This is a genomic window from Xenorhabdus vietnamensis (assembly GCF_002127535.1).
In the GTDB taxonomy this organism is placed as follows: domain Bacteria; phylum Pseudomonadota; class Gammaproteobacteria; order Enterobacterales; family Enterobacteriaceae; genus Xenorhabdus; species Xenorhabdus vietnamensis.
Map to the genome: position 1 here is coordinate 77,059 of NZ_MUBJ01000010.1, position 24,940 is coordinate 101,998.

Genomic DNA, 24,940 nt, shown 5'->3' on the forward strand with positions numbered 1-24,940 from the left:
TTAACACCCCAAAAAAACAAACGGGAACCATTAAGCCCCCGTTATATATTCCAATTAGTTATTATTACATATTACAAATAATTGCGTCACCGAACTCACTACATTTCAGTAGCTTAGCATCATCCATCAGGCGCTCAAAGTCGTAAGTGACGGTCTTGGCTGCAATTGCACCTTCCATTCCCTTAACGATTAGGTCTGCGGCTTCAAACCATCCCATGTGGCGCAACATCATTTCAGCGGAAAGGATTACAGAACCCGGGTTTACTTTGTCCTGACCTGCGTATTTAGGTGCAGTACCGTGTGTTGCTTCAAACAATGCACATTCGTCACCAATGTTTGCACCAGGAGCAATACCGATACCACCTACTTGCGCAGCCAAAGCATCAGAAATGTAGTCACCATTCAGGTTCATACAAGCGATAACATCATATTCTGCTGGACGCAGCAAAATTTGTTGCAAGAAAGCATCTGCGATTACATCCTTGATGATGATATCTTTACCGTTTTTAGGATTCTTGATCTTAACCCATGGACCACCATCCAGCAGTTCTCCGCCGAACTCCGTGCGAGACAGTTCGTAACCCCAATCTTTGAAAGCGCCTTCAGTGAATTTCATGATATTACCTTTATGAACCAGAGTTACTGATTCACGGTCATTATCAATCGCGTATTCAATAGCAGCGCGTACTAAACGTTTAGTGCCTTCTTCTGAGCAAGGTTTGATACCGATACCACACTGCTGAGGGAAACGGATCTTATTAACACCCATTTCATCCTGCAGGAATTTAATAACTTTGTCCGCTTCCGCTGAACCCGCTTTCCATTCAATACCCGCATAAATGTCTTCTGCGTTTTCACGGAAAATAACCATATCTGTTAGCTCAGGCTGTTTAACAGGGCTTGGCGTACCTTGATAGTAACGAACCGGACGCAGGCAGACATACAGATCTAACTGCTGACGCAGCGCTACGTTCAGAGAACGGATACCACCACCTACCGGAGTTGTCAGAGGACCTTTGATAGCAACACGGTATTCACGGATCAAATCCAGTGTCTCATCTGGCAACCAAACATCTTTGCCATAGACATGTGTGGATTTCTCGCCCGTGTAGATTTCCATCCAAGAAATTTTGCGCTCTCCGCTATAAGCTTTCTGAATCGCAGCATCAACAACTTTCAGCATGACCGGCGTAACATCAACACCAATGCCATCCCCTTCGATATAAGGGATTACAGGGTTATTCGGAACATTTAATTTACCTTTGGCATCAATAGTAATCTTTTTACCTTCCGCCGGAACAACTACTTTGCTTTCCATTAACCTCTCCTTTCAAATAAGCGCATGCCTTGTTAATTTTTTGTAAGGGACGTGTCAATACTACTTGAATATTCTGCAAACGCCAATGGTCACAGATTTAAGGTATAATACGCACCCTAATTTTTCACAATGGCTTATCATGACAAATATCTCTTTTAAAAAACGCCAACTTAACCGATTCAGCCAAAGAAAAAATAACAAAATCATAAAAAAACTAACAGGCACTCGTCGGGTATTGATTTTTAACAAACCTTATGATGTTCTGCCCCAATTTACTGATGAAATGGGAAGATCAACGTTAAAAAACTTTATCCCGTTTACTGATGTTTATGCCGCTGGTCGTCTGGATCGTGATAGTGAAGGGTTATTGGTGTTGACCAACGACGGAAAATTGCAGGCCAAATTAACTCAGCCTCATAAAAAAACCGCTAAAGTTTATTATGTTCAAGTAGAAGGCATTCCTGATGAAACTGCACTGAATAAACTCCGCAATGGTGTCACATTAAAAGATGGCCCAACTTTGCCAGCCGGAGCTGAATTAGTGGAAGAACCTGAATGGGTTTGGGAGCGAACGCCGCCCATACGGGAACGGAAAAGCATTCCAGTAAGTTGGCTTAAAATTACGCTATATGAAGGCCGCAACCGGCAAGTACGTAGAATGACCGCTCATGTGGGTTACCCTACACTGCGCCTAATCCGTTTCAGTATGGGATCCATACAGTTATGTTCATTATCCCCCGGAGAATGGAGAGAAATTAATCTTGTTTAGTCCACATATTACTGTTGCCTGTATTGTTTATGCAGAAAATAAATTTCTGGTTGTCGAAGAGTTGATTAACGATAAACCTTTCTGGAATCAACCAGCAGGTCATCTTGAAGCTAATGAAACATTACTAGAGGCCGCTGAACGAGAATTATGGGAAGAAACAGGAATTCGGGCACAGCCACAAGCATTTTTAAAGCTGCACCAATGGGTCGCACCTGACGGAACGCCATTTATCCGTTTTCTATTCTTAGTTGAAATGAAAAAAATCATGGACACGAATCCACAAGATAACGATATCCACTGCTGCCACTGGTTAAGCGCAGAAGAAATACTTAATAGCCCACAGTTACGTTCTCCTCTGGTTGCCGAAAGTATTCTCTGCTACTTAGAGCACAAAGTTTATCCACTATCGATGCTGGGTTGTTATGGTTTACCTTTTGTTAAATGATCGTAATAAACAGTTGATCGCAATAAACAATATTGAATAAAAACAATAACTGGACAAAAAATAGTTGGACAAAAAAGAGCATGAGACGTTTGGTGCACCTTGAATGCCAACGTGCTAAAGTATCGCGTTTGTTTTTTTCCGCAGTGAGATATATCCATGTCAGATAACAGCCAGAAAAAAGTCATTGTCGGAATGTCCGGCGGTGTTGATTCATCCGTTTCCGCCTACCTTCTGCAACAACAGGGCTACCAGGTCGCTGGCCTGTTCATGAAAAACTGGGAAGAAGACGATGATAAAGAATATTGCTCGGCTGCCGCCGATCTTGCCGATGCCCAAGCAGTTTGTGACAAACTGGGCATAGAGTTGCACACCATCAATTTTGCAACCGAGTATTGGGATAATGTTTTCGAACATTTTCTTGCTGAATATAAAGCAGGCAGGACTCCGAATCCGGATATTCTTTGCAATAAAGAAATCAAATTCAAAGCATTTCTAGAGTTTGCCGCAGAGGATTTAGGGGCTGACTATATCGCAACCGGGCATTATGTCCGTCGTCGGGATGTGGACGGCACCAGCCAATTGCTCCGTGGTCTGGATAGCAATAAAGATCAAAGCTATTTCTTATATACCTTAAGCCACCAGCAAATTGCCAAAAGCCTGTTTCCGGTCGGTGAGTTGGAAAAACCCGAAGTACGCCGTATTGCCGAAGAAATTGGTCTAGTCACAGCAAAGAAAAAAGATTCGACTGGTATTTGCTTTATTGGTGAGCGTAAGTTCCGTGATTTCCTTGGGCGCTATTTACCCGCCCAACCAGGTCCAGTTATAACGGTGGATGGACAGACTATCGGCCAACATACGGGCTTGATGTACCATACACTTGGTCAACGCAAAGGTCTGGGGATCGGGGGTACGAAAGATGGCAATGAAGAGCCATGGTATGTTGTTGATAAAGATGTCGAAAACAATATACTGATTGTCGCCCAAGGCTATGAGCATCCTCGCCTGATGTCTGTCGGTTTGATTGCACAGCAACTGCATTGGGTTGATCGCCAACCGTTAAAGGCAGAAACGCGCTGTGTAGTAAAAACACGCTACCGTCAGCATGATATTCCCTGCACTGTCGTTCCTTTGAGCGAAGATAAAATTGAAGTTCGTTTTGATAGCCCTGTTGCCGCTGTCACCCCAGGTCAATCAGCTGTGTTTTACCAAGGTGAAGTCTGTCTCGGTGGTGGTGTGATCGAACAACGTATACAGGAGTAGTTGTGGCTAAAAATTATTACGACATCACACTGGCTCTGGCAGGTATCTTCCAGTCAGGCCGTCTGGTGCAAAAACTTGCTAATGAAGGCCATTGTGATACTGATGCTTTTGAAATCATGATCAACAGTATCCTGAATATGAACCCAGCATCCACTCTGGATGTCTTTGGTAATAATGCCTGTAATCTGCGTATTGGTCTTGATGCCATGTTGGGCATGTTCAACGGTTCACATAGTGGGGTCTCTGCCGATCTTACCCGCTATACGCTGAGTTTGGTGGCACTGGAGCGTCGTTTGAATAAAAATCAATCCGCCACCAATGAATTGTCAAATCGCATTGGGCAATTAGAACGTCAGCAAGCTTATTTTGAACCTATGTCAGAAGGAATACTCAACGCTTTGGCAGGAATTTATGTCGATGTTATCAGTCCATTAGGGCCACGCATTCAAGTAACAGGTTCACCTGACATATTGCGCAATACACTGATTCAGGCAAAAGTCAGAGCTACATTACTGGCTGGCATCCGCAGCGCAGTCCTATGGCAACAAGTTGGTGGTAGCCGCCTGCAAATCATGTTTTCTCGTCAACGCCTGATCCGACAGGCAAAAGATATCCTTGCTAGCTGTTAAATAAAAACAATTAGCTAAAAACTGTTAAACCTAAGTTGTTAAACATAAATTGTTAAATAAAATCCGGGAGTTGCTACCAATGGAATTATCCTCACTGACCGCTGTTTCTCCAATTGATGGCCGTTACGGCGATAAAGTCAGCGCACTACGCGCTATTTTTAGTGAGTTCGGCTTACTAAAATTCCGAGTGCAAGTCGAAGTACGTTGGCTGCAAAAACTGGCCGCAACAACAGAAATCAAAGAAGTTCCTGCTTTTGATGTAGACGCAAACGCTTACCTTGATGAAATTATTGTAAATTTCAGTGAACAGGATGCACTGCGTATCAAAGAAATTGAACGTACAACCAATCATGATGTTAAAGCTGTCGAATATTTTTTGAAGGAAAAAGTTGCTCATATCCCTGCCCTACATCAAGTTGCAGAGTTTATCCACTTTGCCTGCACATCAGAAGATATTAATAACCTGTCGCATGCATTAATGCTTAAAACGGCTCGCGAGGAAGTTTTGCTACCTCAATGGCGTCAATTAATCGATGCCATCACACGTATGGCACACGACTATCGCGATCTGCCATTGCTGTCCCGCACACACGGCCAACCAGCCACACCTTCCACTGTAGGAAAGGAATTTGCCAATGTAGTCTATCGTATGGAACGCCAATTCCGTCAGCTTGGACAAGTAGACATTCTAGGAAAAATCAACGGGGCTGTTGGTAACTACAATGCCCACTTGTCGGCCTATCCACAAGTTGATTGGCACCAATTCAGTGAATCATTTGTGACCTCGTTAGGTATTCAGTGGAATCCGTATACCACTCAGATTGAACCTCATGACTACATAGCGGAACTGTTTGATTGTGTAGCGCGTTTCAATACTATCCTAATCGATTTTGATCGCGACATCTGGGGCTATATTGCCTTGAACCATTTCAAACAAAAAACCGTCGCCGGGGAAATTGGTTCTTCTACTATGCCACATAAAGTCAATCCGATTGATTTTGAAAATTCTGAAGGAAACCTGGGATTGGCAAATGCAGTTATGGGACATCTTTCCAGCAAACTGCCCGTCTCTCGTTGGCAGCGTGACCTGACAGATTCAACCGTACTACGCAATTTGGGAGTAGGCCTGGGATATGCATTGATTGCTTATCAATCCACGATGAAAGGATTGAATAAACTAGAAGTCAATGAACAACATTTGCTAGATGAGCTGGATAATAATTGGGAAGTATTGGCAGAACCTATCCAGACTGTTATGCGCCGTTATGGCATTGAAAAACCGTATGAAAAACTGAAAGAACTGACTCGTGGTAAACGCGTTGATGCTGAAGGCATGAAAGCATTCATTGATGGGCTTGAACTTCCCGAAACGGAAAAAGAACGTCTCAAATCCATGACGCCAACAAACTACATAGGCTATGCCACTTCGCTGGTTGATCAGTTAAAATAATCTCCTTTTATTCATGCCAAATGGGCGGATTTTATTCCGCCTATAATCTAACGTTTCGAAAAAAACAGTCAAGAAAAACCTTTTAAAAGGAGAAAAAAGAGCTAACACTAACACAACTAAAATACCCTATTCATTTTTCAAATTACTACTTTGTTAGACACATTTGTTCATTCCAATCACGTAACTATAAATAAACAGAGAAATAGCTATACTCCTAAAAATTCGTATCCATGTCAGGCACACTGAAATTTAAATTTGTTAACTATTTGAATTCTAATAGACCATAAAGAGATCTTTAATTTATTTTACATTGAAGCACAAGAAATTACATTTAATAATACCTACCATTAACATATTAAAAAAGAAAAATTTTTATATACTTAGCCCACTCTAATAAATAGGTTTTAAGTTTATTTAATATCACAGAACAATCATTCACTTTATTGAAATCATTATTAACATATTAAAAAAATACATAACACCTATATATTTCAATTACTATTTCAGATAGATTTTGAATCTTACCCCATATTTCAATGCAATCATTTGTTTTTTAAATACATCCATCAATAATATACCAAAAATATATAAATGGTTATATACTTTGGTTACTATATAGATATATTAATAACCAGATTGTAAATTTACTTGGTTTCATTGATGGAATTAATTAATTATCTATTTTAAATTTATTTTTTAACTTATAAACCTTACTGATTAGCATAAGGAATCATTATGCGGATATTGATTGTTGAAGATAATTACACACTTCGCCATCACTACGCCACGCAACTAGGGAATATGGGGTATGCAGTTCATTGTGCAGAAAATACCAAAGAAGCTGATTATTACCTTAAAGAATTTCACCCTGACGTTGCTATCGTTGATCTAGGACTCCCAGAAGAAGATGGGCTTAGTATGATACGACGCTGGCGCAGTAAGAACATTAATTTACCTATTCTTGTCGTCACTGTGCGTGAAACCTGGCAAGAAAAAGTCATTGTGCTAAATGCCGGTGCAGATGATTATGTTACTAAGCCCTGTCAACCGGAAGAAATTAGCGCTCGCATACAGGCTTTAATGCGACGCAAAAATGGTCTGGCATCACAACTAATTGAAATATTACCATTTTCAATTGACCTTTCGAGAAAGGAGTTCTTTATCAATGATATCTATATCAAATTGACCGCCTTTGAATTTATTATTATGGCAACCTTAATACGTAATAATGGCAAGGTTGTCAGTAAAGAGACGCTAATGCGCGAATTATATATAAAGGATAAAGATGAACCACGTGAAAGTCATACAATTGATGTATTAATCGGACGTTTGAGGAAAAAGATATTAAATCAATGCCCCGGAGAAGTAATTATTACTGTTCGTGGTCAAGGATATATCTTCGATGTGAAACCTCATAATGCTCAGGTTCTCTAGAAAATATCTTTCTCTTAGGATTCGGTTTCTCATGGCTACGGCAGCTATTATCCTAGCATTAACACTATCATATGGAATTGTTGCTATTGCCGGGTACTTAGTGAGTTTTGATAAAACAATCTATTCTATACTCCGTAGCCAAAGTAATCTATTTCACACATTGGCTCAGTGGAAAAACAACGAGCTAAATATTACTGTTCCCCCAAATTATACTTTGAATTGTAGTTCATTAACACTAATCTATGATAATAATGGAAATCTTCTTTGGCCCAAGAATGGTGGATCTGAATTCAAAAATGAGATTAAACCTGATTGGTTGAAAAAAGATGGAGTTTATACACTAGAATTAAAAACGAATATGAATGAAAAAGATAATTGTTTATATAATACGAAAGATAAAACAAAAAATGATAACACAAAGTTATTAACCTACTCGGTTGCGGTAAATATTTATCCCGCCACTGACAAACTACCTGAAATGGTCATTGTTACCATTGACACCATTCCACAAGATGTAGAAAACTCAGCAAAAGTATGGAAATGGTTTGGATATGTTTTAATGGCCAACCTACTTCTGGTCATTCCATTAATCTTGCTTGCCGCTGGCTGGAGCCTTAAACCAATTAATGCCTTAATTACACAGATCAAATCACTAGAAAATGGAGAAAGAGAAAAGTTGGACGAAAATCCTCGCTCTGAGTTAAAAGTACTGGTCAATAATTTAAATAAATTACTATCCAATGAACGTGAACGTTATACAAAATATCAAACAACTCTCACAGATTTGGCACATAGTCTGAAAACACCTTTAGCAGTACTGCAATCGACTCTGCGCCCTCCTCAAAACCAGACCATTGAACAAACTGAATCCATTATGTTTGAACAAATTGAGCTGATATCTCAACAGATTAAATACTCTCTGCACAGAGCCAATATAACCAGTGACCATAGTTTTCTTCTGAATCAGCTTTTTTCAGTCCCAATTTTACTGAATAAACTCGTCAGTGCGCTAAGAAAGGTGTATCAACATAAAGACGTCATAATTACGCTAGATTCCCCCCCTAAAGTGATATTACTGGGAAAAGAGCGTGACTTTTGGGAAGCGATGGGAAACATTCTGGATAATGCTTGTAAATATTGCCGGAAACTTGTCAAAATCACTGTCACAACAAGAGACAACGAGATCATTATTGTTGTCGATAATGATGGATTGGGTGTCCCTCTTAATAAGCGAGAAATGATTTTTCAGCGTGGCTTACGAGCAAATACATTGCGACCAGGCCAAGGTCTCGGTTTATCGATAGCCTCTGAAATTATCGAGCAACAATATGGAGGTGACATCAACATTGATGATAGCCCGCTTGGGGGCGCGAGAGTGCGTGTAACATTCCGCTCACCAAAAGGAACACAAAACAACCATAATGATTAGATGATTGCTAGCCATTAGCCCAATCTCGAAATATTTCAACCAAATCTGATATCGCCATCGACTATTCGTTATAATAGCGTGAAATTCACTTCTCACTTCAGGATGTCATCATGGATTATCAGCTGAATCTGGACTGGCAGGCGTTTTTGCAAAACAATTGGCAAAAGCGACCATTGCTGATTAAACAGGGTTTCCATCAGTTTATTGATCCCCTTTCCGCCGATGAACTGGCGGGACTGGCGATGGAAAATGAAATCGATAGTCGTTTGGTCAGTCAGAAAAATGGACGCTGGGAAGTTTCCCATGGACCATTTGAAACCTACGACCATTTAGGCGAAAAAGATTGGTCTTTGCTTGTACAAGCAGTTGACCATTGGCATCTCCCCTCCTCTGCACTCATGAAGCCATTCCGCGTACTGTCTGATTGGCGTATGGATGACTTGATGATCTCTTTCTCGGTACCCGGCGGCGGTGTAGGCCCTCATCTTGACCAATATGATGTTTTTATCATTCAAGGAAAAGGCCGCAGACGCTGGCGTGTAGGTGAAAAAATCCCTATGAAACAACATTGCCCTCATCCTGATTTATTACAGGTTGATCCCTTTGAGGCAATTATTGATGAAGAGATGCTACCGGGCGATATACTCTATATTCCACCGGGTTTCCCGCATGAAGGCTACGCTATTGAGGATTCACTGAACTATTCAGTAGGATTCCGTGCACCTAATGCCCGTGAATTATTCAGTGGATTTGCTGATTATATTCTGGCAAACGAACTAGGAAGCTATCGTTACAGCGATCCTGATCTGACATTCCGTGATAACCCAGCCCTGATTCAGGCAAACGAGCTGGGTACACTACGTTCAATGATGCGTGATTTGTTGGAACAACCAGAAACTTTCCAAAATTGGTTTGGTGAATTCATCTCTCAGTCGCGCCATGAGCTGGATCTAGCGTCACCTGAACCACCTTATGAAAGCGACGAGATTTATGATTTGCTGAAACAAGGCGAAGAATTAAATCGATTGAGTGGCTTGCGCGTCTTACGTGTTGGTGATCAATGTTTCGTTAATGGAGAATTGATGGATACAACTCATATCCATGCCGCTGATGCTCTTTGCCAATATGACAAAGTCAATGCTGAGCTTCTGGGTAATGCTATCGATGATGTTCGATTTATCAGCCTGCTTACAGCTTTGGTCAATAGTGGTTATTGGTATTTTAATGATTAACCTGAAAGGGGCAAAATTGCCCCTTGGTTTTTTCTTGATTACTCAAGAAGCACATTATTTTCGTGACTTACAGTCAATTCAGCAATCCGCACAATAACATTAACCGCCTGTTCCATACCTTCCAGCGATATAAATTCATATTTGCTGTGATAATTATATCCGCCAGTGAAAATATTCGGACAAGGTAGACCACGATGAGATAATTGTGCACCATCAGTACCACCACGAATCGGCTGAATTATCGGTTCAATACTACAATCCAACATCGCTTGTTTGGCAATGGCAATAACATGTGGATATTTGCGCACCTCACTGTACATATTGTAATAATTGTCATCAATCGCCAACTCAATATAGCAGTCTGGATGCAACCCTTTTCCTACATTTTTCGCAATAGCAAAGATATCTTTTTTGCGCTTTTCAAAATTAGCACGCTCAAAATCTCGGATAATGTAGTGCATCTCTGCACGTTCGACGGTGCCTTTCATACTTTGCAAATGATAAAAACCTTCATGGCCTTCCGTCTTTTCAGGTGTTTCTTCAGGAGGCAAAGCGTGATGAATTCTCATTGCCAGTGTCAACGCATTAACCATTACTCCCTTGGCATTTCCGGAATGAACTATATTGCCCACAATCTTGATTGTCACTGATGCAGCATTGAAATTTTCAAATTCCAATTCTCCTACACCACCGCCGTCAACGGTGTAGGCCCACTCTGTGCCGAAAGCGTCTATATCAAAATAGCGTGCTCCCCTACCGATTTCTTCATCTGGTGTAAACGCAATCCGAATATCACCATGTGGGATATTTTTTTGTTTTAAGCGAACCATGGCAGTAATGACTTCAGCAATCCCGGCTTTATCATCAGCACCCAATAGCGTTTTCCCATCAGTCGTAATTAATGTTTTGCCCAACAAACTATGTAATACAGGGAACATAACCGGAGACAATACTTCATCCCCCATCCCTAATGCGATATCACCACCACGATAGTTTTCAACAACTTGAGGATTAATATGCTTACCAGAAAAATCCGGTGAAGTATCGAGATGTGCAATAAAACCAATGGTTGGAACTGGTTTTGCAATATTTGATGGTAATGTTGCCATAACACATCCCTGTTCGTTGAGTATAATATCAGCAAAACCAAGTTGGATTAATTCTTCATATAATGCCTTGGCAAGAGCCAATTGACCGTCACTACTGGGAATATTTTTAGCGGATGGTTTTGATTGAGTATTAAATGCAATATATTTAAAAAAACGCTCCAATAATCTATCCATTTTCTCCCCCTAAATCATTGTGAATTCATTATGAAGAAGATGGATAGAGTAAGTATTGCGTCAAATCAGCTTTTATTTGTCTTCATCTGCTGAATTAAGGATTCAGCATATTGAGGAACAATTTTACTGGCATGACCATAATGCTTTTCATCAAATAAATTTTCGACCTGACTGGGCTCAAGATTTAACTCAACAGTATGTGCGCCAGACAATTTAGCTTCATGTACAAAACCAGCAGCGGGATAAACGTGACCAGACGTTCCGATAGCAATAAAAATATCGGCTTCTGCTAAAGCTAAATAAATCTGTTCCATACCCAATGGCATTTCCCCAAACCACACGACATGAGGACGCAGTAGCGACGGGAATTGGCAACAATGGCAACGATCTTCCATGGTTAGTTCCGTTGTCCATTCAATCACCTGCCCAGACTGACAACATCGGACTTTCAGTAATTCACCGTGCATATGCAGAACACGATGACTTCCCGCACGTTCATGCAGATCATCAATATTTTGAGTTACCAACAAAAAACGGTCACCAAGCTGATGCTCAAGTTCCACCAGTGCATAATGCGCAGCATTGGGCTGGATTTCCGGTTGCTGGAGCTGTTCTCGGCGTGCATTGTAAAATGCCTGAACAATTTCAGGATCACGCTGGAAACCTTCCGGAGTCGCAACATCTTCAACGCGATGTTCTTCCCACAGACCATCGGAAGAACGAAATGTTCGAATGCCTGACTCAGCAGAAATTCCAGCTCCCGTCAGCACTACCACATAAGGTTTTTCTATTTTATTTGCCAATCGGATATCCCTGTAAAAGTTTTGTCTATAGTAATCACTGATGCTGTAATAGCCTAAATTGGTAAAATTTACTGCGCCGATAAAGAACCCGCCATACCATAGCGTGCTTAAACACGCTTTGGTACTTTGGCATACTATTGGCCACTCAAAATTCGCGCCGGATCAAGTTTACTGGCCCGACGAGCAGGATACCAACTAGCCAATAAACTTAATACCAATGCTGTAAACAGAACATAAACAACATCAATAAAATGTAATTCTGATGGCAAAAAATCGATAAAATAGATATCTCCTGAAAGGAGTTGATGTCCGAGCAGCTTTTCTAATCCTTTAATAATAGCCGTCAGATTTAATGATATAAAAACTCCAACCACTACACCAATCATGCTGCCTATCATGCCTGTCAGTAATCCATACCATAAAAATATTCTCCTGATATGGTTATCTTTAGCACCCAACGTACGTAAAATAGCGATGTCGCTGCTTTTATCCTTCACAGCCATAATCAGCGTTGAAATAATATTAAAGCAAGCAACACCAATAACCAGAACCATAGCTAAGTACATAATGCCACGTATCATCTGGATATCGTTGTACATATAACCGTAATCTTTTATCCATGTGCTGATATACACGTATTTTCCCGTAGCATTGCCTGCGTCCCATACACGTTTCTCTGCTGCAAAAACATCATCCGCTTTGATAGCAATACCTGTGATTGCATCACCGTAATCCAGATAGTTCTGGGCATCGGACACAGGAACAAGAGCCAAACTGTGATCTAACATCCCACTAAGCTGGAAAATACCCGCAACTTGTAAACGGATGCGTTTAGGCTGTAAGAGTTTCAGACTAGGGTCATTATTGGGAATCATGACAGTCAGCCAATCACCTTGTTTCACGTGTAATGAATTGGCTAAACCCTGCCCTAAAATCACCTGATTTTTATTTGCCCTAAACGTTTTCCATGCCTCATTACGCACAAACTGAGGTAAAGTACTAACATTCGTCTCGGTATCTAGATCTACGCCACGCACCTGTACAGCCTTGAGTTTTTCTCCACGCTCCATCAGGCCAGTAAACTCAACATAAGGGGAAGCCCCGACAATGCCCGGTGTCTGTTTTACCCGTTTAAGTGCAGTTTGCCAATCCTGAAAAGGTTGCTCCACCGTATAAATTTGCCCATGTGGAACAACGGAAAGCACCCGGTTTTTCAGTTCCCGTTCAAAACCGTTCATGGCACTCAGACCAATAATCAGCACCGCGACACCCAGCATGATGCCCAGCATCGAAATAACAGAGATTAGGGAAACCATGCCTGAACGACGTCGGCCACGGCTGAATCGTAACGCGGTAAATAATGCAAGAGGCAGATTTACCATTACATCTCCCCCGTTAGGGTTAATTCATCCTGTAAATATCCATCACGCATTTCTACCTGACGTGCCAGTTGTCTGGCTAATTTCAGATCATGGGTTACAACTAGAAATGCTGTACCTTGCTGTTGATTCAATTCTTGCAAAAGCTCAAATACACTGTCTGCATTCCGTTGATCAAGGTTACCGGTTGGTTCATCCGCCAATACCAATGAAGGTTCATTTACCAGTGCCCGCGCAATCGCGACACGTTGACGTTCTCCCCCTGATAATTCAGATGGCCGATGATGCGCCCGATTTTCCAACCCAACCGCTGCCAGCATACCCAGCGCTTTTTGTTGAGCGTGACGTTTTTGCCCCCCAATCAGAAGTGGCATCGCAACATTTTCCAACGCAGTAAAATCAGGCAATAAATGATGAAACTGATAAATAAAACCAATTTCTCTGTTACGTAGTTCTGCCCGCGCAGACGAAGACATTTGGTTAAGCAATTGTCCCTTGAAAAAAACTTCACCTGTCGTTGGTGAATCCAAGCCACCAAGCAAATGCAAAAGCGTACTTTTACCAGAACCTGAACTGCCGACAATTGCCATTATTTCTCTCTGTTGCATGGAAAAAGTGACATTTCTCAACACTTCTGTAGAGACTTTTCCTTCCTGATATTTTTTACACAGATGATGACACAGCAATAAAGGATGATTACTCATAACGTAAAGCCTCAGCAGGTTGGATGGCAGCCGCGCGCCAGGAAGGGTATAAAGTCGATATTAAAGAGATCAGCATGGCACTGATAGCAATCATCATCACTTGCATAGTATCAATTGCAACAGGTAATTGAATGCCTTCAGTCAATAGACCAATAATTGGCATGAAATTATTTAACTGGCTGGAAAGCAGCACGCCCAATCCTGTTCCCAATAAAGCACCGATGATACCTGCTCCCGCGCCTTGGATCATAAAGATTGTCATTACCTGACGGCGAGTCAGTCCTTGCGTCTGCAAGATAGCGATCTCACCTTGCTTTTCCATTACCAGCAAAGAGAGAGAAGTAATAATATTAAAAGCAGCTACAGCAATGATTAGGCTCAGCAATAACCCCATCATATTTTTTTCCATGCGAACTGCCTGAAAAAATTCCCCTTTGCGTTCACGCCAATCTTTCCATATCAGCCCTTCAGGAAGAGTCTGATGACTCAACTTATCAACTGATAGTGGCTCATTGAGATACAAACGCCAACCTGTAATATTGCCAACGGGATAGCGTAACAATCTGGCCGCATCCTGTTGATTAACCAGCATTTCTGTGCTATCGACTTCACTATTGGCAAAAAATGTACCCGCTACGGTGAATAAACGTTGGCTAGGAATTCTGCCCATCGGCGTTAACTGGCTGGCACTCGGTACAATGATGCGGATCTGATCACCTCGTTTCACCCCCAATTTTATCGCCAATTTTTCACCCAGAATGACAAAATAACGACCAGGTTGTAGTTGGCTTCGATCAACATTGACAAGATGTTCTGCCAATGGCGCATATTCATCATGGTTAATGCCCAACATGACGCCAACACCAACATTGTGAGGACTCTGTAGTACTACATCCCCTTGTACGATGGAGGTAATGCGATTAACACTTTTTAATCCTGTAAGCTGACTACTCGGATACTCAACTGGGTTAATAGAGCCTTTTTCCGATGTAATGATAGCCTGCGGCATGAAACCTAAGATGCTATTTTCCAACGAACGTTCAAAGCCGTTCATCACTGACAATACCGTAATCAATGCTGCCACCCCTAACGTAATGCCGATAGCTGACAACCATGAAACAAAACGGCCAAATTTATCGACCGCTCGTCCGCGCATATAGCGCAATCCTATAAATAATGAGACAGATTGGAACATGAAATCCGCCGTATCAAAGAAGTTTGTTTAGAAACAATAGATTAATGAAAAATTCCATTTTCTATCTCTATTTATGAACGTACGTTATGTATAAACTAAAATCTATCTTAGTTGACTTCACTACTGACTACATACTATCACCGTTTTACCGAATTTTGCTTACTCCCCTTTCAAGTTGAAGATAAAAATACCATTCAATTCCAACTTTTTACCTATGGCTTCTTATTTCGGTTACCTATTGATGACTGGAGATATAAAATAACTGAATAGATTTCACACAGTTCAGATTATAACTTTGAAAATTCGATACCAAGGGAGTGAGAAAGCACATTTAAAGCATTTAATATTTAAAGAGCTTGAGAAAGAAATCAAAAAAATAGTTTAACTCATCAATAATATAATTAATATTGCAGAACCACCTATTATAATAATTTTAAATACAGAATAGATAACCCACAAAATTATTATTTATTATCGTAAATATACAATGTGTTAACATGAATAATTAGCAAATGAATAATATACAAAAACAAACTAAAAGATAAAAACACAATAATATTTAGCTATAAAACAATCATTATAAAACTCAAATTTATTTGAAATAGTTAAAGTTAAATATAATAAGAAAAATCATCATAAATCTCTTTTTATAATAGTGATACATTTAGTTCTTGAAGCCTCTTACTCCCCGCTGTGCGGGGAGTAAGAAAGTGATCTGGCATTTTGAGAACTTATTTATAATATGGCGGAAATACTTCATACTTTATGATAAGCGAACAGTAGAAATATAGTTAATTTCATTAGCTTAGGAGAATTTATGCAGGAATGACAAAGATGCCAAAATGTAGCAATAGTATTGTTGTTTATTCATCATTCAATAATTAGTGATTTAATTATTAATTATTGGTTACGTATTTTGATATTGAATAGGTTATTGCTAAAGGCATGATGTATGGCATCGGCATAAATAATAAACAATTTAAAACATAATATGGGGAGAAATTAAAAATGACGACAAAAAAGTTATAAAAAATTACCGATAATTGCGGTAATAGACAAGCAAAGCAACTTAACATTTCACTGCAAGTACCAATTATTCCGGTCACTGGCATCTATAAAGCATTCACAAACATCTAAACCAGGAAAAAAGTTATGAATGCCTCAACCATTATAGTTATTTTATTGATGTTATTTCCTTGTCTAGCCAATGCTGGCGATTTAGCCAAGGAAAATGAAACAGCAACTGCACGCTTCTTCAGTAACCTGCTTGAAACCGATGATCCGGATATTGCAGAGCTAACTATGGCAATGAAAATGATGCCTAAAGGCGCAGATATCCATATTCACTATTCTGGCGCAATATACGCAGAGACTTATCTTGATTGGGTCGGTGATAAAGGATATTGCATTTATGATCGCTCTGACCCGAAACTTAAAATCGAAGCCTACCGAATAGAAATGCGTCAAAAGAATCAACTTCCATGGGAGAGTCAGCAATTTTGTCTCGAGAAGAATGAGGTCATCGCAAACAATGTTTTCTACCGAAAATTATTGGAGGCATGGTCAGACAGAGATTTCCATAACTATTATCATACTGAGAAAGCTCCGGATCAGCAGTTTTTTGACACCTTTGGTTATTTCGGCCAGTTATCCAATCAAAATTTAGCAGCAGGGCTTGATAAATTAAAAATTCGGGCTAAACATGAAAATGTTCAGTATCTGGAAATAATGTTAAAAAAAGCGCCTTCTTTTGAATACCCAGATCTTGCTAAAGCGCTGGATGAGTTAGATCCAGATGCCGATGAAAATATCGTTTTCTCAGCGCTAACACCCTATGTGGACTTCATGGCTAATGATCCACTTGTTATTAAAGGAATATCTGATTATATCCAAACTGAAGAAGCAGCGATCTCAGGGATGGACGATGATGAATTTCGTATTCGGCTCCAATCCTATGCCTCTCGTAGTGCGCCACGCTCCACTGTATTCTCAAGTTTATATTCGGCATTCTCAGCAGCACATGCCAGCAAAAAAATTGTCGGTGTAAATATTGTTGGACCAGAAAACAATTACATCTCAACTCGTGACTATAAGTTGCATATGCTGATGTTCCTATATCTAAAAAAACTTTTCCCCGATGTTCAGTTATCCCTGCATGCAGGTGAGTTAGCTAACGGAATGGTTCCACCAGAGCAGCTAGAAAATCATATCCGATATGCTGTAAATATCGCAGGAGCAAATCGGATAGGCCACGGCGTTGACATTGCCAAGGAGATAAATGCATTGGCATTACTCCAATTACTGAAAGACAAGGACATTCCTGTCGAAATTAACCTGACTAGTAATGATTTTATTCTTGGAGTCAAGGGGAATGAACATCCGATAAAACTTTATCAACGTTATGGAATACCTTTCGTGATATCAAGCGATGATCCGGGCGTTTCGCGCATTGATTTAACTCATGAATTTGTAATTTTTGCCACAAACTACAAACCATCATATGCAGATATCAAAAAAGCCGTATTTAATAGCATCCGATACTCTTTCCTATCTTCAGAAGAGAAATTGACAGAGCTGAAAAAACTGCAATCCAGATTTTTGATTTACGAATCAGAGATTGCGAAAATAGAAAAAACGGTGCACAAAGATATGCATACGCAGGTAGAGCCGGATTAATGGCCTCAGTGTACTTTTTGTTCCACTGGAATGAACTTAAGCCTCGATCACATACTTGTGAGACACTATAGCCTGCCGTGTCTGCGACAAGATGGTTACATGAGATGGATTCGTAATTTAAGATGATTTCCAGTGGAACACTTAAGCGTACAGTAGTGTTTCTTCACAAAAGGCTTATTCCCTTCTAGTTTTTAGAATATTCGGAAAATTGATCGACTTATTGTCTCGTTTTGCAGTTTCTTAAATCCTCATTATAGAAATCGAACAATTATCAACCTAACATATTGTATAAAATCTGCTACTCTCCTGTTGCCAAAGCAAAGTGTACGAGGATAATAAAGGGCAGTTGTACTTTATGGAGCCATTCACATTCCGGTTCTATTTTTTTACTTTCTCTCAACCTGCCAGCTTATTTTTTACCAGGCTACTAGATCAAAAGTGTGTTGGGAATGAACTGAATCTTAGAGAACACGTCAAACACTTATGTCAGCAAAATATCGTTATCAACTTCCTGAACGTCGCGGTGATATCCGCCAATTAGGCCATTTGACCGGTGCTGCCTGTGCTGTTGAATGCGCCGCAATTATTGAACGTCACTCAGGGCCAATACTGCTAGTGACAAAAGATATGCAGAATGCCCTTCGACTGCGTGATGAAATCCAGCAATTCACTCACGTACCGATCAATCTGATGTCGGATTGGGAAACCTTACCCTATGATAGTTTTTCCCCCCATCAAGAAATCATTTCCAACCGCCTATCCACGCTGTATCACTTACCATTCATGACGAGAGGAGCCTTAATCCTCCCTGTCAATACACTGATGCAACGTGTCTGCCCACATGAGTATCTAAAAGGACACGCTTTGGTCATGCACAAAGGCCAGTTCCTTTCCCGTGGTAAATTGCGGGCAGAATTAGAACACGCTGGTTATCGCAGCGTTGAACAGGTGCTTGAACATGGTGAATTTGCTACTCGTGGAGCCTTGTTTGACCTATTTCCAATGGGGAGTGAATATCCTTATCGCATTGATTTTTTTGATGATGAAATCGATAGTCTGCGCACCTTTGATGTAGATACCCAACGAACGCTGGAAGAAGTGGAAAAAATCAGTTTATTGCCTGCCCATGAATTTCCAACTAACCAAGATGCAATTGAACTATTTCGTAGCCAATGGCGTGAACAATTTGAAGTCCGTCGTGATCCTGAACACATTTATCAGCAAGTCAGTAAAAAAGTATTACCTGCCGGCATTGAATATTGGCAGCCTCTATTTTTTGAACATCCCTTGCCTACTATCTTTGATTACCTGCCTGAAAATACACTGCTAATCACGCAGGATTTCGTCAGTGCTGCAGAGCGTTTTTGGCAGGATACAAAACTGAGATTTGAAAGCCGCAAAGTTGATCCCATGCGTCCGCTACTTTCTCCTGAGCGGATTTGGTTACCAGTCAATAAGCTATTTTCAGAATTAAAAAACTGGCCTCGTATTCAAGTTGATAACGAAACACTCCCCCAAAAAGCAGGAAATATCAATCTTGCTTATCAAGTTTTGCCTGATCTATCGGTTTCTGTACAGCAAAAAAACCCTTTGGATAAATTACGCCGTTTTATGGAACAGTTTAGCGGTAAGATTGTGTTCTCTGTGGAAAGTGAGGGACGTCGTGAATCTGTACAAGAGCTGTTATCACGAATCAAAGTCAATCTAATAAAAATAAACCAACTAACAGATGCCGATAAACCCGGTCATTTCTTGATGATTGGGGCATCAGAGAACGGTTTTATTGATGAAGACAATAAACTCGCGCTTATTTGTGAAAGTGACATGCTCGGAGTACGGGTCAGCCGTCGCCGACAGGATAATCGGCGTACTATCAATACCGATACGCTGATCCGAAATCTCGCGGAGCTACGGCACGGCCAACCTGTCGTACACCTTGAACACGGTGTTGGGCGTTATCAGGGGCTAACAACGCTGGAAGCAGGTAGCATTAAGGCAGAATACCTAATCCTTATCTATGCCGGAGAAGACAAGCTGTATGTGCCGATCTCCTCTCTTCACCTCATCAGCCGCTATGCTGGTGGTGCAGAAGAAAGTGCACCGTTGCATAAGCTGGGTGGAGAAGCATGGAATAAGGCTCGCCAGAAAGCTGCTGAAAAAGTACGTGATGTTGCCGCGGAATTATTGGATGTTTATGCACAACGTGCTGTGAAGTCCGGTTTTGCATTCAAGCAAGATCGTGAACAGTACCAGCTGTTCTGCCAAAGTTTTCCGTTTGATACAACTCCTGATCAAGAGCAAGCTATTAACGCTGTACTTGATGATATGTGCCAGCCTATTGCCATGGATAGGCTGGTATGTGGCGATGTCGGGTTTGGGAAAACAGAAGTAGCGATGCGAGCTGCATTCCTGTCCATCACCAATAATAAGCAAGTCGCAGTTCTTGTGCCAACAACCCTATTGGCGCAGCAACATTACGATAATTTTCGTGATCGCTTTGCTAACTGGCCTGTACACATTGAAGTTATGTCACGTTTTCGTAGTGCAAAAGAACAACAGCAGGTCATTGATATGGCTGCGGAAGGAAAAGTAGATATCATTATCGGTACCCATAAACTCCTGCAAAGTGAGCTGTGCTGGAAAGATCTGGGTTTGTTGGTCGTTGATGAAGAACATCGCTTCGGAGTCCGCCATAAAGAACGTATCAAAGCTATTCGGGCAGATGTCGACGTCCTGACGCTTACTGCAACACCAATCCCTCGTACGCTCAATATGGCGATGAGTGGTATGCGCGATCTATCCATTATCGCTACGCCCCCTGCCCGTCGCTTGGCTGTAAAAACCTTTGTGCGCGAATATGATAGCCTCGTAGTACGTGAATCTATCCTGCGCGAAATTCTGCGTGGTGGGCAGGTTTACTACCTGTACAACGATGTTGAAAACATTGAAAAGGCAAAAGCTCGGCTAGAAGAATTAGTTCCCGAAGCCAGAATCGTTGTAGGCCATGGGCAAATGCGTGAACGTGATTTAGAACGCGTTATGACAGATTTCCATCACCAGCGGTTTAATGTGCTGATATGCACCACTATTATTGAAACAGGTATTGATATTCCCAGTGCTAATACCATCATCATTGAACGCGCCGATCATTTTGGCTTAGCTCAATTACACCAATTGCGTGGGCGGGTCGGACGCTCTCACCATCAGGCTTATGCTTATTTGCTGACACCACATCCAAAAGCCATGACCAGCGATGCAAAAAAACGTCTGGAAGCTATTGCATCTCTCGAAGATCTGGGGGCTGGTTTTGCACTGGCTACTCACGATTTGGAAATTAGGGGAGCGGGTGAATTACTGGGTGAAGACCAAAGTGGGCAGATGGCCAGCATCGGTTTTACTCTCTATATGGAATTATTGGAAAGTGCTGTTGATGCCCTCAAAAATGGGCGAGAACCTTCGCTTGAAGATCTCACCAATAACCAGACTGAGATAGAATTGCGTATGCCTGTGCTTTTACCTGATGATTATATTCCCGATGTCAACATACGCTTGTCTTTCTATAAACGCATCGCTAGCGCACAAGATAATGCTGAATTGGATGAACTGAAAGTTGAACTTATTGATCGATTTGGTTTTTTGCCCGATCCGGGACGCCAGTTGTTGCAATCTGCTTCCATTCGTCTAAGCGCTCAAAAGCTCGGTATCAAACGTCTCGAAGCACATGAAAAAGGCGGTTTCATTGAATTTAGCGGTAACAATAAGGTCGATCCGCACTATCTAATCGACTTGTTACAAACACAACCCAATGTTTATCGATTGGATGGGCCGTTTAAATTGAAATTTATTACAGACTTAACTGAAAGGATCACCCGTTTATCTTTCATCCAGCAATTATTAGAAAACTTCGATCAACACAAAATCAACGTCTGATAGAGTTTAATCAGCTGTTTAAAAGATGAAAATGAAATGAAAAGATGATGTCATGATTGCACTGTATTGGCAAAACAGTGCAATCTTTTTTACTTCACCTTCAACCTCTTACTCAACATAACACTAAAAGATAAAAGAAGGTCATTGTTGTGAATGTGATTTCAGAATTAACTGACCTTTCTCATTTAAAGGGATAGTATCATCAGGTTTATACTCCATCCTGACTTTTCCTGGCTCCTCTCCAATGAAATAATTTACATCATATGCGACAACTCTATGTTTCTTAAAGCTAAATTCCGTGCAATTTTTCAACACTGAATGGGTTAAAACGGGATATTCTCTTCTGACTTTCAAATGATCAAGAAGAGTTAAAATACGATACTCATATTCAATCGAATTGTTTCCTAAAATATCTTTTACTGTAGCTGGGATGGGAAACACTGCGATATGACAATAAGATTGACTAACAACAACTGTTGATCTGATAGGATTCGAAGATAATACTTGTGCAAATTTGGGAGGTGGCGATTCAAAACAAAATGTTACAGTTGCCCCAAAGATAGCAGTAGTAATTATAGAACCAATTATGTATAGCCTTTTCTTTGATTTAACCACATAGCACCTTGATATATTAATAATTTTCCACATAGTTCGATTAGATAAATATTTTCCAACTATTTTAAGTAAGCTAAAAATACGCCAAATTCATTATTTAAGAAAATTCCTATTCCATTAATTTAATAAAATCATGGGGTATTTTTCCACATGGTTTTTTATTTATTATGTTGAAAAAATTCAGTATTGACTATACGAGAAATACTGTTCATATACCTATTTCATTAAGACTTATAACATGAAGATTAAATTGATATTTTACACTTTACTCCACATGAAAACGGACATATAAAAATGTTCATTAAAGCTATACCTCCTCTGTTTAGATACTTACCGCCAAGACGCATCTTGAAATCCATTGGGTATAGGCCAGAGCCAAAATGGTAAATAATAGGTAAAAAAGACAGCCAATATAGAAGAAACATAAAAAATAAAAGATACACACTATTCTTAATATCTCTGATCCTACAGATTAAGAAAAATTTTTATATTACAGTAACCTGACTAAAATTCACCTTATTGGAATGATTAACTCAATCTACTGAAAATTATTAAATAAATCTGTATGACTAAATCAGTTACATACCTCTTTTATACCATACCTATATAATTACAATCCATCCCTTTAAAAATAAATTACATATAACAATAATTAGTTAATTAAAGCAATATCTGTATTTAAATCGAATACATTTTCATTCATTATAATAAGTAACTAAGATAAATTTAGAGAAGAATAATTATGATATGTGTAACAATTAATATAATGTAAAAATAAATGGCCCATCGTCATTACTTGCTTTTAGATGAGCCATTTTTCAATTTATTAGTGCAACTTCAGTCGTGGACGAATAACGCGGTTAATTCCTCCAACCAACATCATCAAGCCGGTTTTAATATATCCATGCAAAGCTACCTGATGCATACGATATAAAGAGATATAAACAATGCGAGCAATACGGCCTTCAACCATCATTGAACCACGCATCAAGTTCCCCATCAGGCTACCAACAGTACTAAATTTGGATAATGAAACCAATGAACCATGATCTTTGTAAGTATACTCTTTCAATGGTTTTCCATTCAGCAATGCCAAGATGTTGTCATAGCAACGACTTGCCATCTGATGAGCAGATTGGGCACGAGGAGGAACAAAACCCCCCTCTTTTTTCGGACATGATGCACAGTCCCCAATAGCGAAAATACGATCATCCTGTGTGGTTTGCAAAGTCGGTTTCACAACTAATTGATTGATACGGTTTGTTTCCAATCCACCAATATCTTTCATAAAGTCAGGTGCTTTAATTCCCGCGGCCCAAACCATTAGGGAAGCTTTGATCTGCTCACCATCTTTTGTGTTCAACCCATGCTCATCAGCACTGGTCACCATGGTCTTGGTTAATACCTTAACACCCAATTTAGTCAATTCTTGATGAGCTGCGCTGGAAATACGTGTTGGCAATGCAGGCAAGATCCGCTCTCCCGCCTCAACCAAAGTCACATTCAAGGCATCTGAATTCAGACTTTCAAAACCATAGCTGTTAAATTGCTTAACCGCATTATATAGCTCTGCGGAAAGCTCTACACCGGTCGCACCACCACCAACAATCGCGATATTCACTTTTTCTTCTGCACATTGGTTTGCAGAATATTTTAAGAACAGGTTTAGCATCTCATTGTGGAAACGATGTGCCTGTTGTGGGTTATCAAGGAAAATACAGTTTTCCTTCACTCCAGCCGTACCAAAATCATTAGACTGACTGCCCAGTGCCATGACAAGAATGTCGTAAGCCAGCTCACGCTCTGGTACCAACACATCACTGTCTTCATCACGGATTTCAGCCAGAGTAATTTTTTTCTCATCACGATCGATATTCGTGAGTGTACCTAGCTGGAAATTGAAATAATGGTTACTTGCATGAGCCAAATAACTCAATGCATCAACACCATCATCAAGAGACCCCGTTGCTACTTCATGTAATAATGGTTTCCATAAGTGACTGTTATTACGATCTACTAAAGTAATTTTGGCTTTTTTCTTACGCCCTAATTTATGTCCCAAACGCGTTGCCAGCTCTAAACCACCAGCGCCCCCACCAATGATGACAATTTTTGTCTCTGGCGTTGTCATGACTACCCCACTGAAAATACAACTAATGTTATGTAAAGTGCTAAACTCGCTTCTTTGAGTAAAAAACCTTGAATAACGTCCTTAAATAACACCAAGTGAAACAAATTTTATACTGTAAATATCTCCAGAATATCATGGCAGGCCAGTTGGTCATACCAAAAATAGTCACGATCAAATTCTTTTGATTAATTAGACACCAATCACAAAAATTACACACTGATTTTCAATTAATTGGATATAAATCAGATTTATGAAAAA

The 24,940-nt window shown here is 40.3% G+C and carries 18 protein-coding genes; 10 read left to right on the forward strand and 8 right to left on the reverse strand.

Annotated elements, in window-relative coordinates; genetic code table 11:
- Window positions 1-64: 64 nt before the first annotated feature.
- On the reverse strand, window positions 65-1,318 hold the full coding sequence (gene icd, locus Xvie_RS10705) for an NADP-dependent isocitrate dehydrogenase (protein ID WP_086109309.1): 1,254 nt from the start codon (window positions 1,316-1,318) through the stop codon (window positions 65-67).
- 139 nt (window positions 1,319-1,457) lie between these two features.
- Here icd and rluE point away from each other — a divergent pair, with 139 nt between their 5' ends.
- The 8 genes from rluE (at window position 1,458) to Xvie_RS10745 (ending at window position 9,966) form a co-directional block, all read left to right on the forward strand.
- Window positions 1,458-2,087: a 23S rRNA pseudouridine(2457) synthase RluE gene (gene rluE, locus Xvie_RS10710; protein ID WP_086109310.1), complete on the forward strand. Its 630-nt coding sequence runs from the start codon at window positions 1,458-1,460 to the stop codon at window positions 2,085-2,087.
- Window positions 2,080-2,532: an NUDIX hydrolase gene (locus Xvie_RS10715; RefSeq protein ID WP_086109311.1), complete on the forward strand. Its 453-nt coding sequence runs from the start codon at window positions 2,080-2,082 to the stop codon at window positions 2,530-2,532. Before rluE ends, Xvie_RS10715 begins: the two co-directional genes overlap by 8 nt.
- Window positions 2,533-2,688: 156 nt before the next feature.
- Entirely contained in the window at window positions 2,689-3,792 is a 1,104-nt protein-coding gene (gene mnmA / locus Xvie_RS10720) for a tRNA 2-thiouridine(34) synthase MnmA (protein WP_086109312.1), read from the forward strand.
- A 2-nt stretch (window positions 3,793-3,794) separates the two neighbouring features.
- On the forward strand, window positions 3,795-4,421 hold the full coding sequence (hflD, locus tag Xvie_RS10725) for a high frequency lysogenization protein HflD (RefSeq protein WP_086109313.1): 627 nt from the start codon (window positions 3,795-3,797) through the stop codon (window positions 4,419-4,421).
- Between the two features lie 79 nt (window positions 4,422-4,500).
- Window positions 4,501-5,871 (forward strand): adenylosuccinate lyase, encoded by a 1,371-nt coding sequence (purB, locus tag Xvie_RS10730; protein ID WP_086109314.1) that lies wholly within the window; start codon window positions 4,501-4,503, stop codon window positions 5,869-5,871.
- 735 nt (window positions 5,872-6,606) lie between these two features.
- On the forward strand, window positions 6,607-7,305 hold the full coding sequence (gene phoP, locus Xvie_RS10735; protein ID WP_086109315.1) for a two-component system response regulator PhoP: 699 nt from the start codon (window positions 6,607-6,609) through the stop codon (window positions 7,303-7,305).
- Window positions 7,289-8,734 carry a two-component system sensor histidine kinase PhoQ gene (phoQ, locus tag Xvie_RS10740; protein WP_086109316.1) on the forward strand — a complete coding sequence of 482 codons (1,446 nt, stop codon included), beginning with the start codon at window positions 7,289-7,291 and terminating at the stop codon, window positions 8,732-8,734. The genes phoP and phoQ overlap by 17 nt, the downstream gene beginning before the upstream one ends.
- Window positions 8,735-8,844: 110 nt before the next feature.
- Window positions 8,845-9,966: a ribosomal protein uL16 3-hydroxylase gene (locus tag Xvie_RS10745; RefSeq protein WP_086109317.1), complete on the forward strand. Its 1,122-nt coding sequence runs from the start codon at window positions 8,845-8,847 to the stop codon at window positions 9,964-9,966.
- Window positions 9,967-10,004: 38 nt separating this feature from the next.
- Here the strand turns inward: Xvie_RS10745 and pepT are convergent, their stop codons facing one another.
- The 5 genes from pepT to lolC form a co-directional block, all read right to left on the reverse strand.
- Window positions 10,005-11,249 (reverse strand): peptidase T, encoded by a 1,245-nt coding sequence (pepT, locus tag Xvie_RS10750; RefSeq protein WP_086109318.1) that lies wholly within the window; start codon window positions 11,247-11,249, stop codon window positions 10,005-10,007.
- Between the two features lie 65 nt (window positions 11,250-11,314).
- Complete coding sequence (gene cobB, locus Xvie_RS10755) at window positions 11,315-12,094, reverse strand: Sir2 family NAD+-dependent deacetylase (RefSeq protein ID WP_422645926.1); 780 nt, start codon at window positions 12,092-12,094, stop codon at window positions 11,315-11,317.
- A gap of 92 nt (window positions 12,095-12,186) precedes the next feature.
- The gene (gene lolE, locus Xvie_RS10760) at window positions 12,187-13,434 is read right to left on the reverse strand and encodes a lipoprotein-releasing ABC transporter permease subunit LolE (RefSeq protein WP_086109320.1); all 1,248 of its coding nucleotides are present in this window, start codon (window positions 13,432-13,434) and stop codon (window positions 12,187-12,189) included.
- The gene (lolD, locus tag Xvie_RS10765) at window positions 13,434-14,135 is read right to left on the reverse strand and encodes a lipoprotein-releasing ABC transporter ATP-binding protein LolD (RefSeq protein WP_086109321.1); all 702 of its coding nucleotides are present in this window, start codon (window positions 14,133-14,135) and stop codon (window positions 13,434-13,436) included. Before lolD ends, lolE begins: the two co-directional genes overlap by 1 nt.
- Complete coding sequence (gene lolC, locus Xvie_RS10770) at window positions 14,128-15,330, reverse strand: lipoprotein-releasing ABC transporter permease subunit LolC (RefSeq protein WP_086109322.1); 1,203 nt, start codon at window positions 15,328-15,330, stop codon at window positions 14,128-14,130. The genes lolD and lolC overlap by 8 nt, the downstream gene beginning before the upstream one ends.
- Window positions 15,331-16,482: 1,152 nt before the next feature.
- Between lolC and Xvie_RS10775 the strand changes: the two genes are divergently transcribed.
- Window positions 16,483-18,006: an adenosine deaminase family protein gene (locus tag Xvie_RS10775; protein WP_086109323.1), complete on the forward strand. Its 1,524-nt coding sequence runs from the start codon at window positions 16,483-16,485 to the stop codon at window positions 18,004-18,006.
- Between the two features lie 483 nt (window positions 18,007-18,489).
- Window positions 18,490-21,936: a transcription-repair coupling factor gene (gene mfd, locus Xvie_RS10780; RefSeq protein ID WP_086109324.1), complete on the forward strand. Its 3,447-nt coding sequence runs from the start codon at window positions 18,490-18,492 to the stop codon at window positions 21,934-21,936.
- Window positions 21,937-22,077: 141 nt separating this feature from the next.
- Here mfd and umoD read toward each other — a convergent pair whose 3' ends face one another.
- A complete protein-coding gene (gene umoD, locus Xvie_RS10785) occupies window positions 22,078-22,551 on the reverse strand; it encodes a UmoD family flagellar biogenesis regulator (protein ID WP_086109325.1) in 474 nt (157 codons plus the stop codon).
- A gap of 826 nt (window positions 22,552-23,377) precedes the next feature.
- Window positions 23,378-24,682, reverse strand: coding sequence for an NAD(P)/FAD-dependent oxidoreductase (locus Xvie_RS10790; protein ID WP_086109326.1), 1,305 nt, complete (start codon window positions 24,680-24,682; stop codon window positions 23,378-23,380).
- Window positions 24,683-24,940 lie beyond the last annotated feature (258 nt).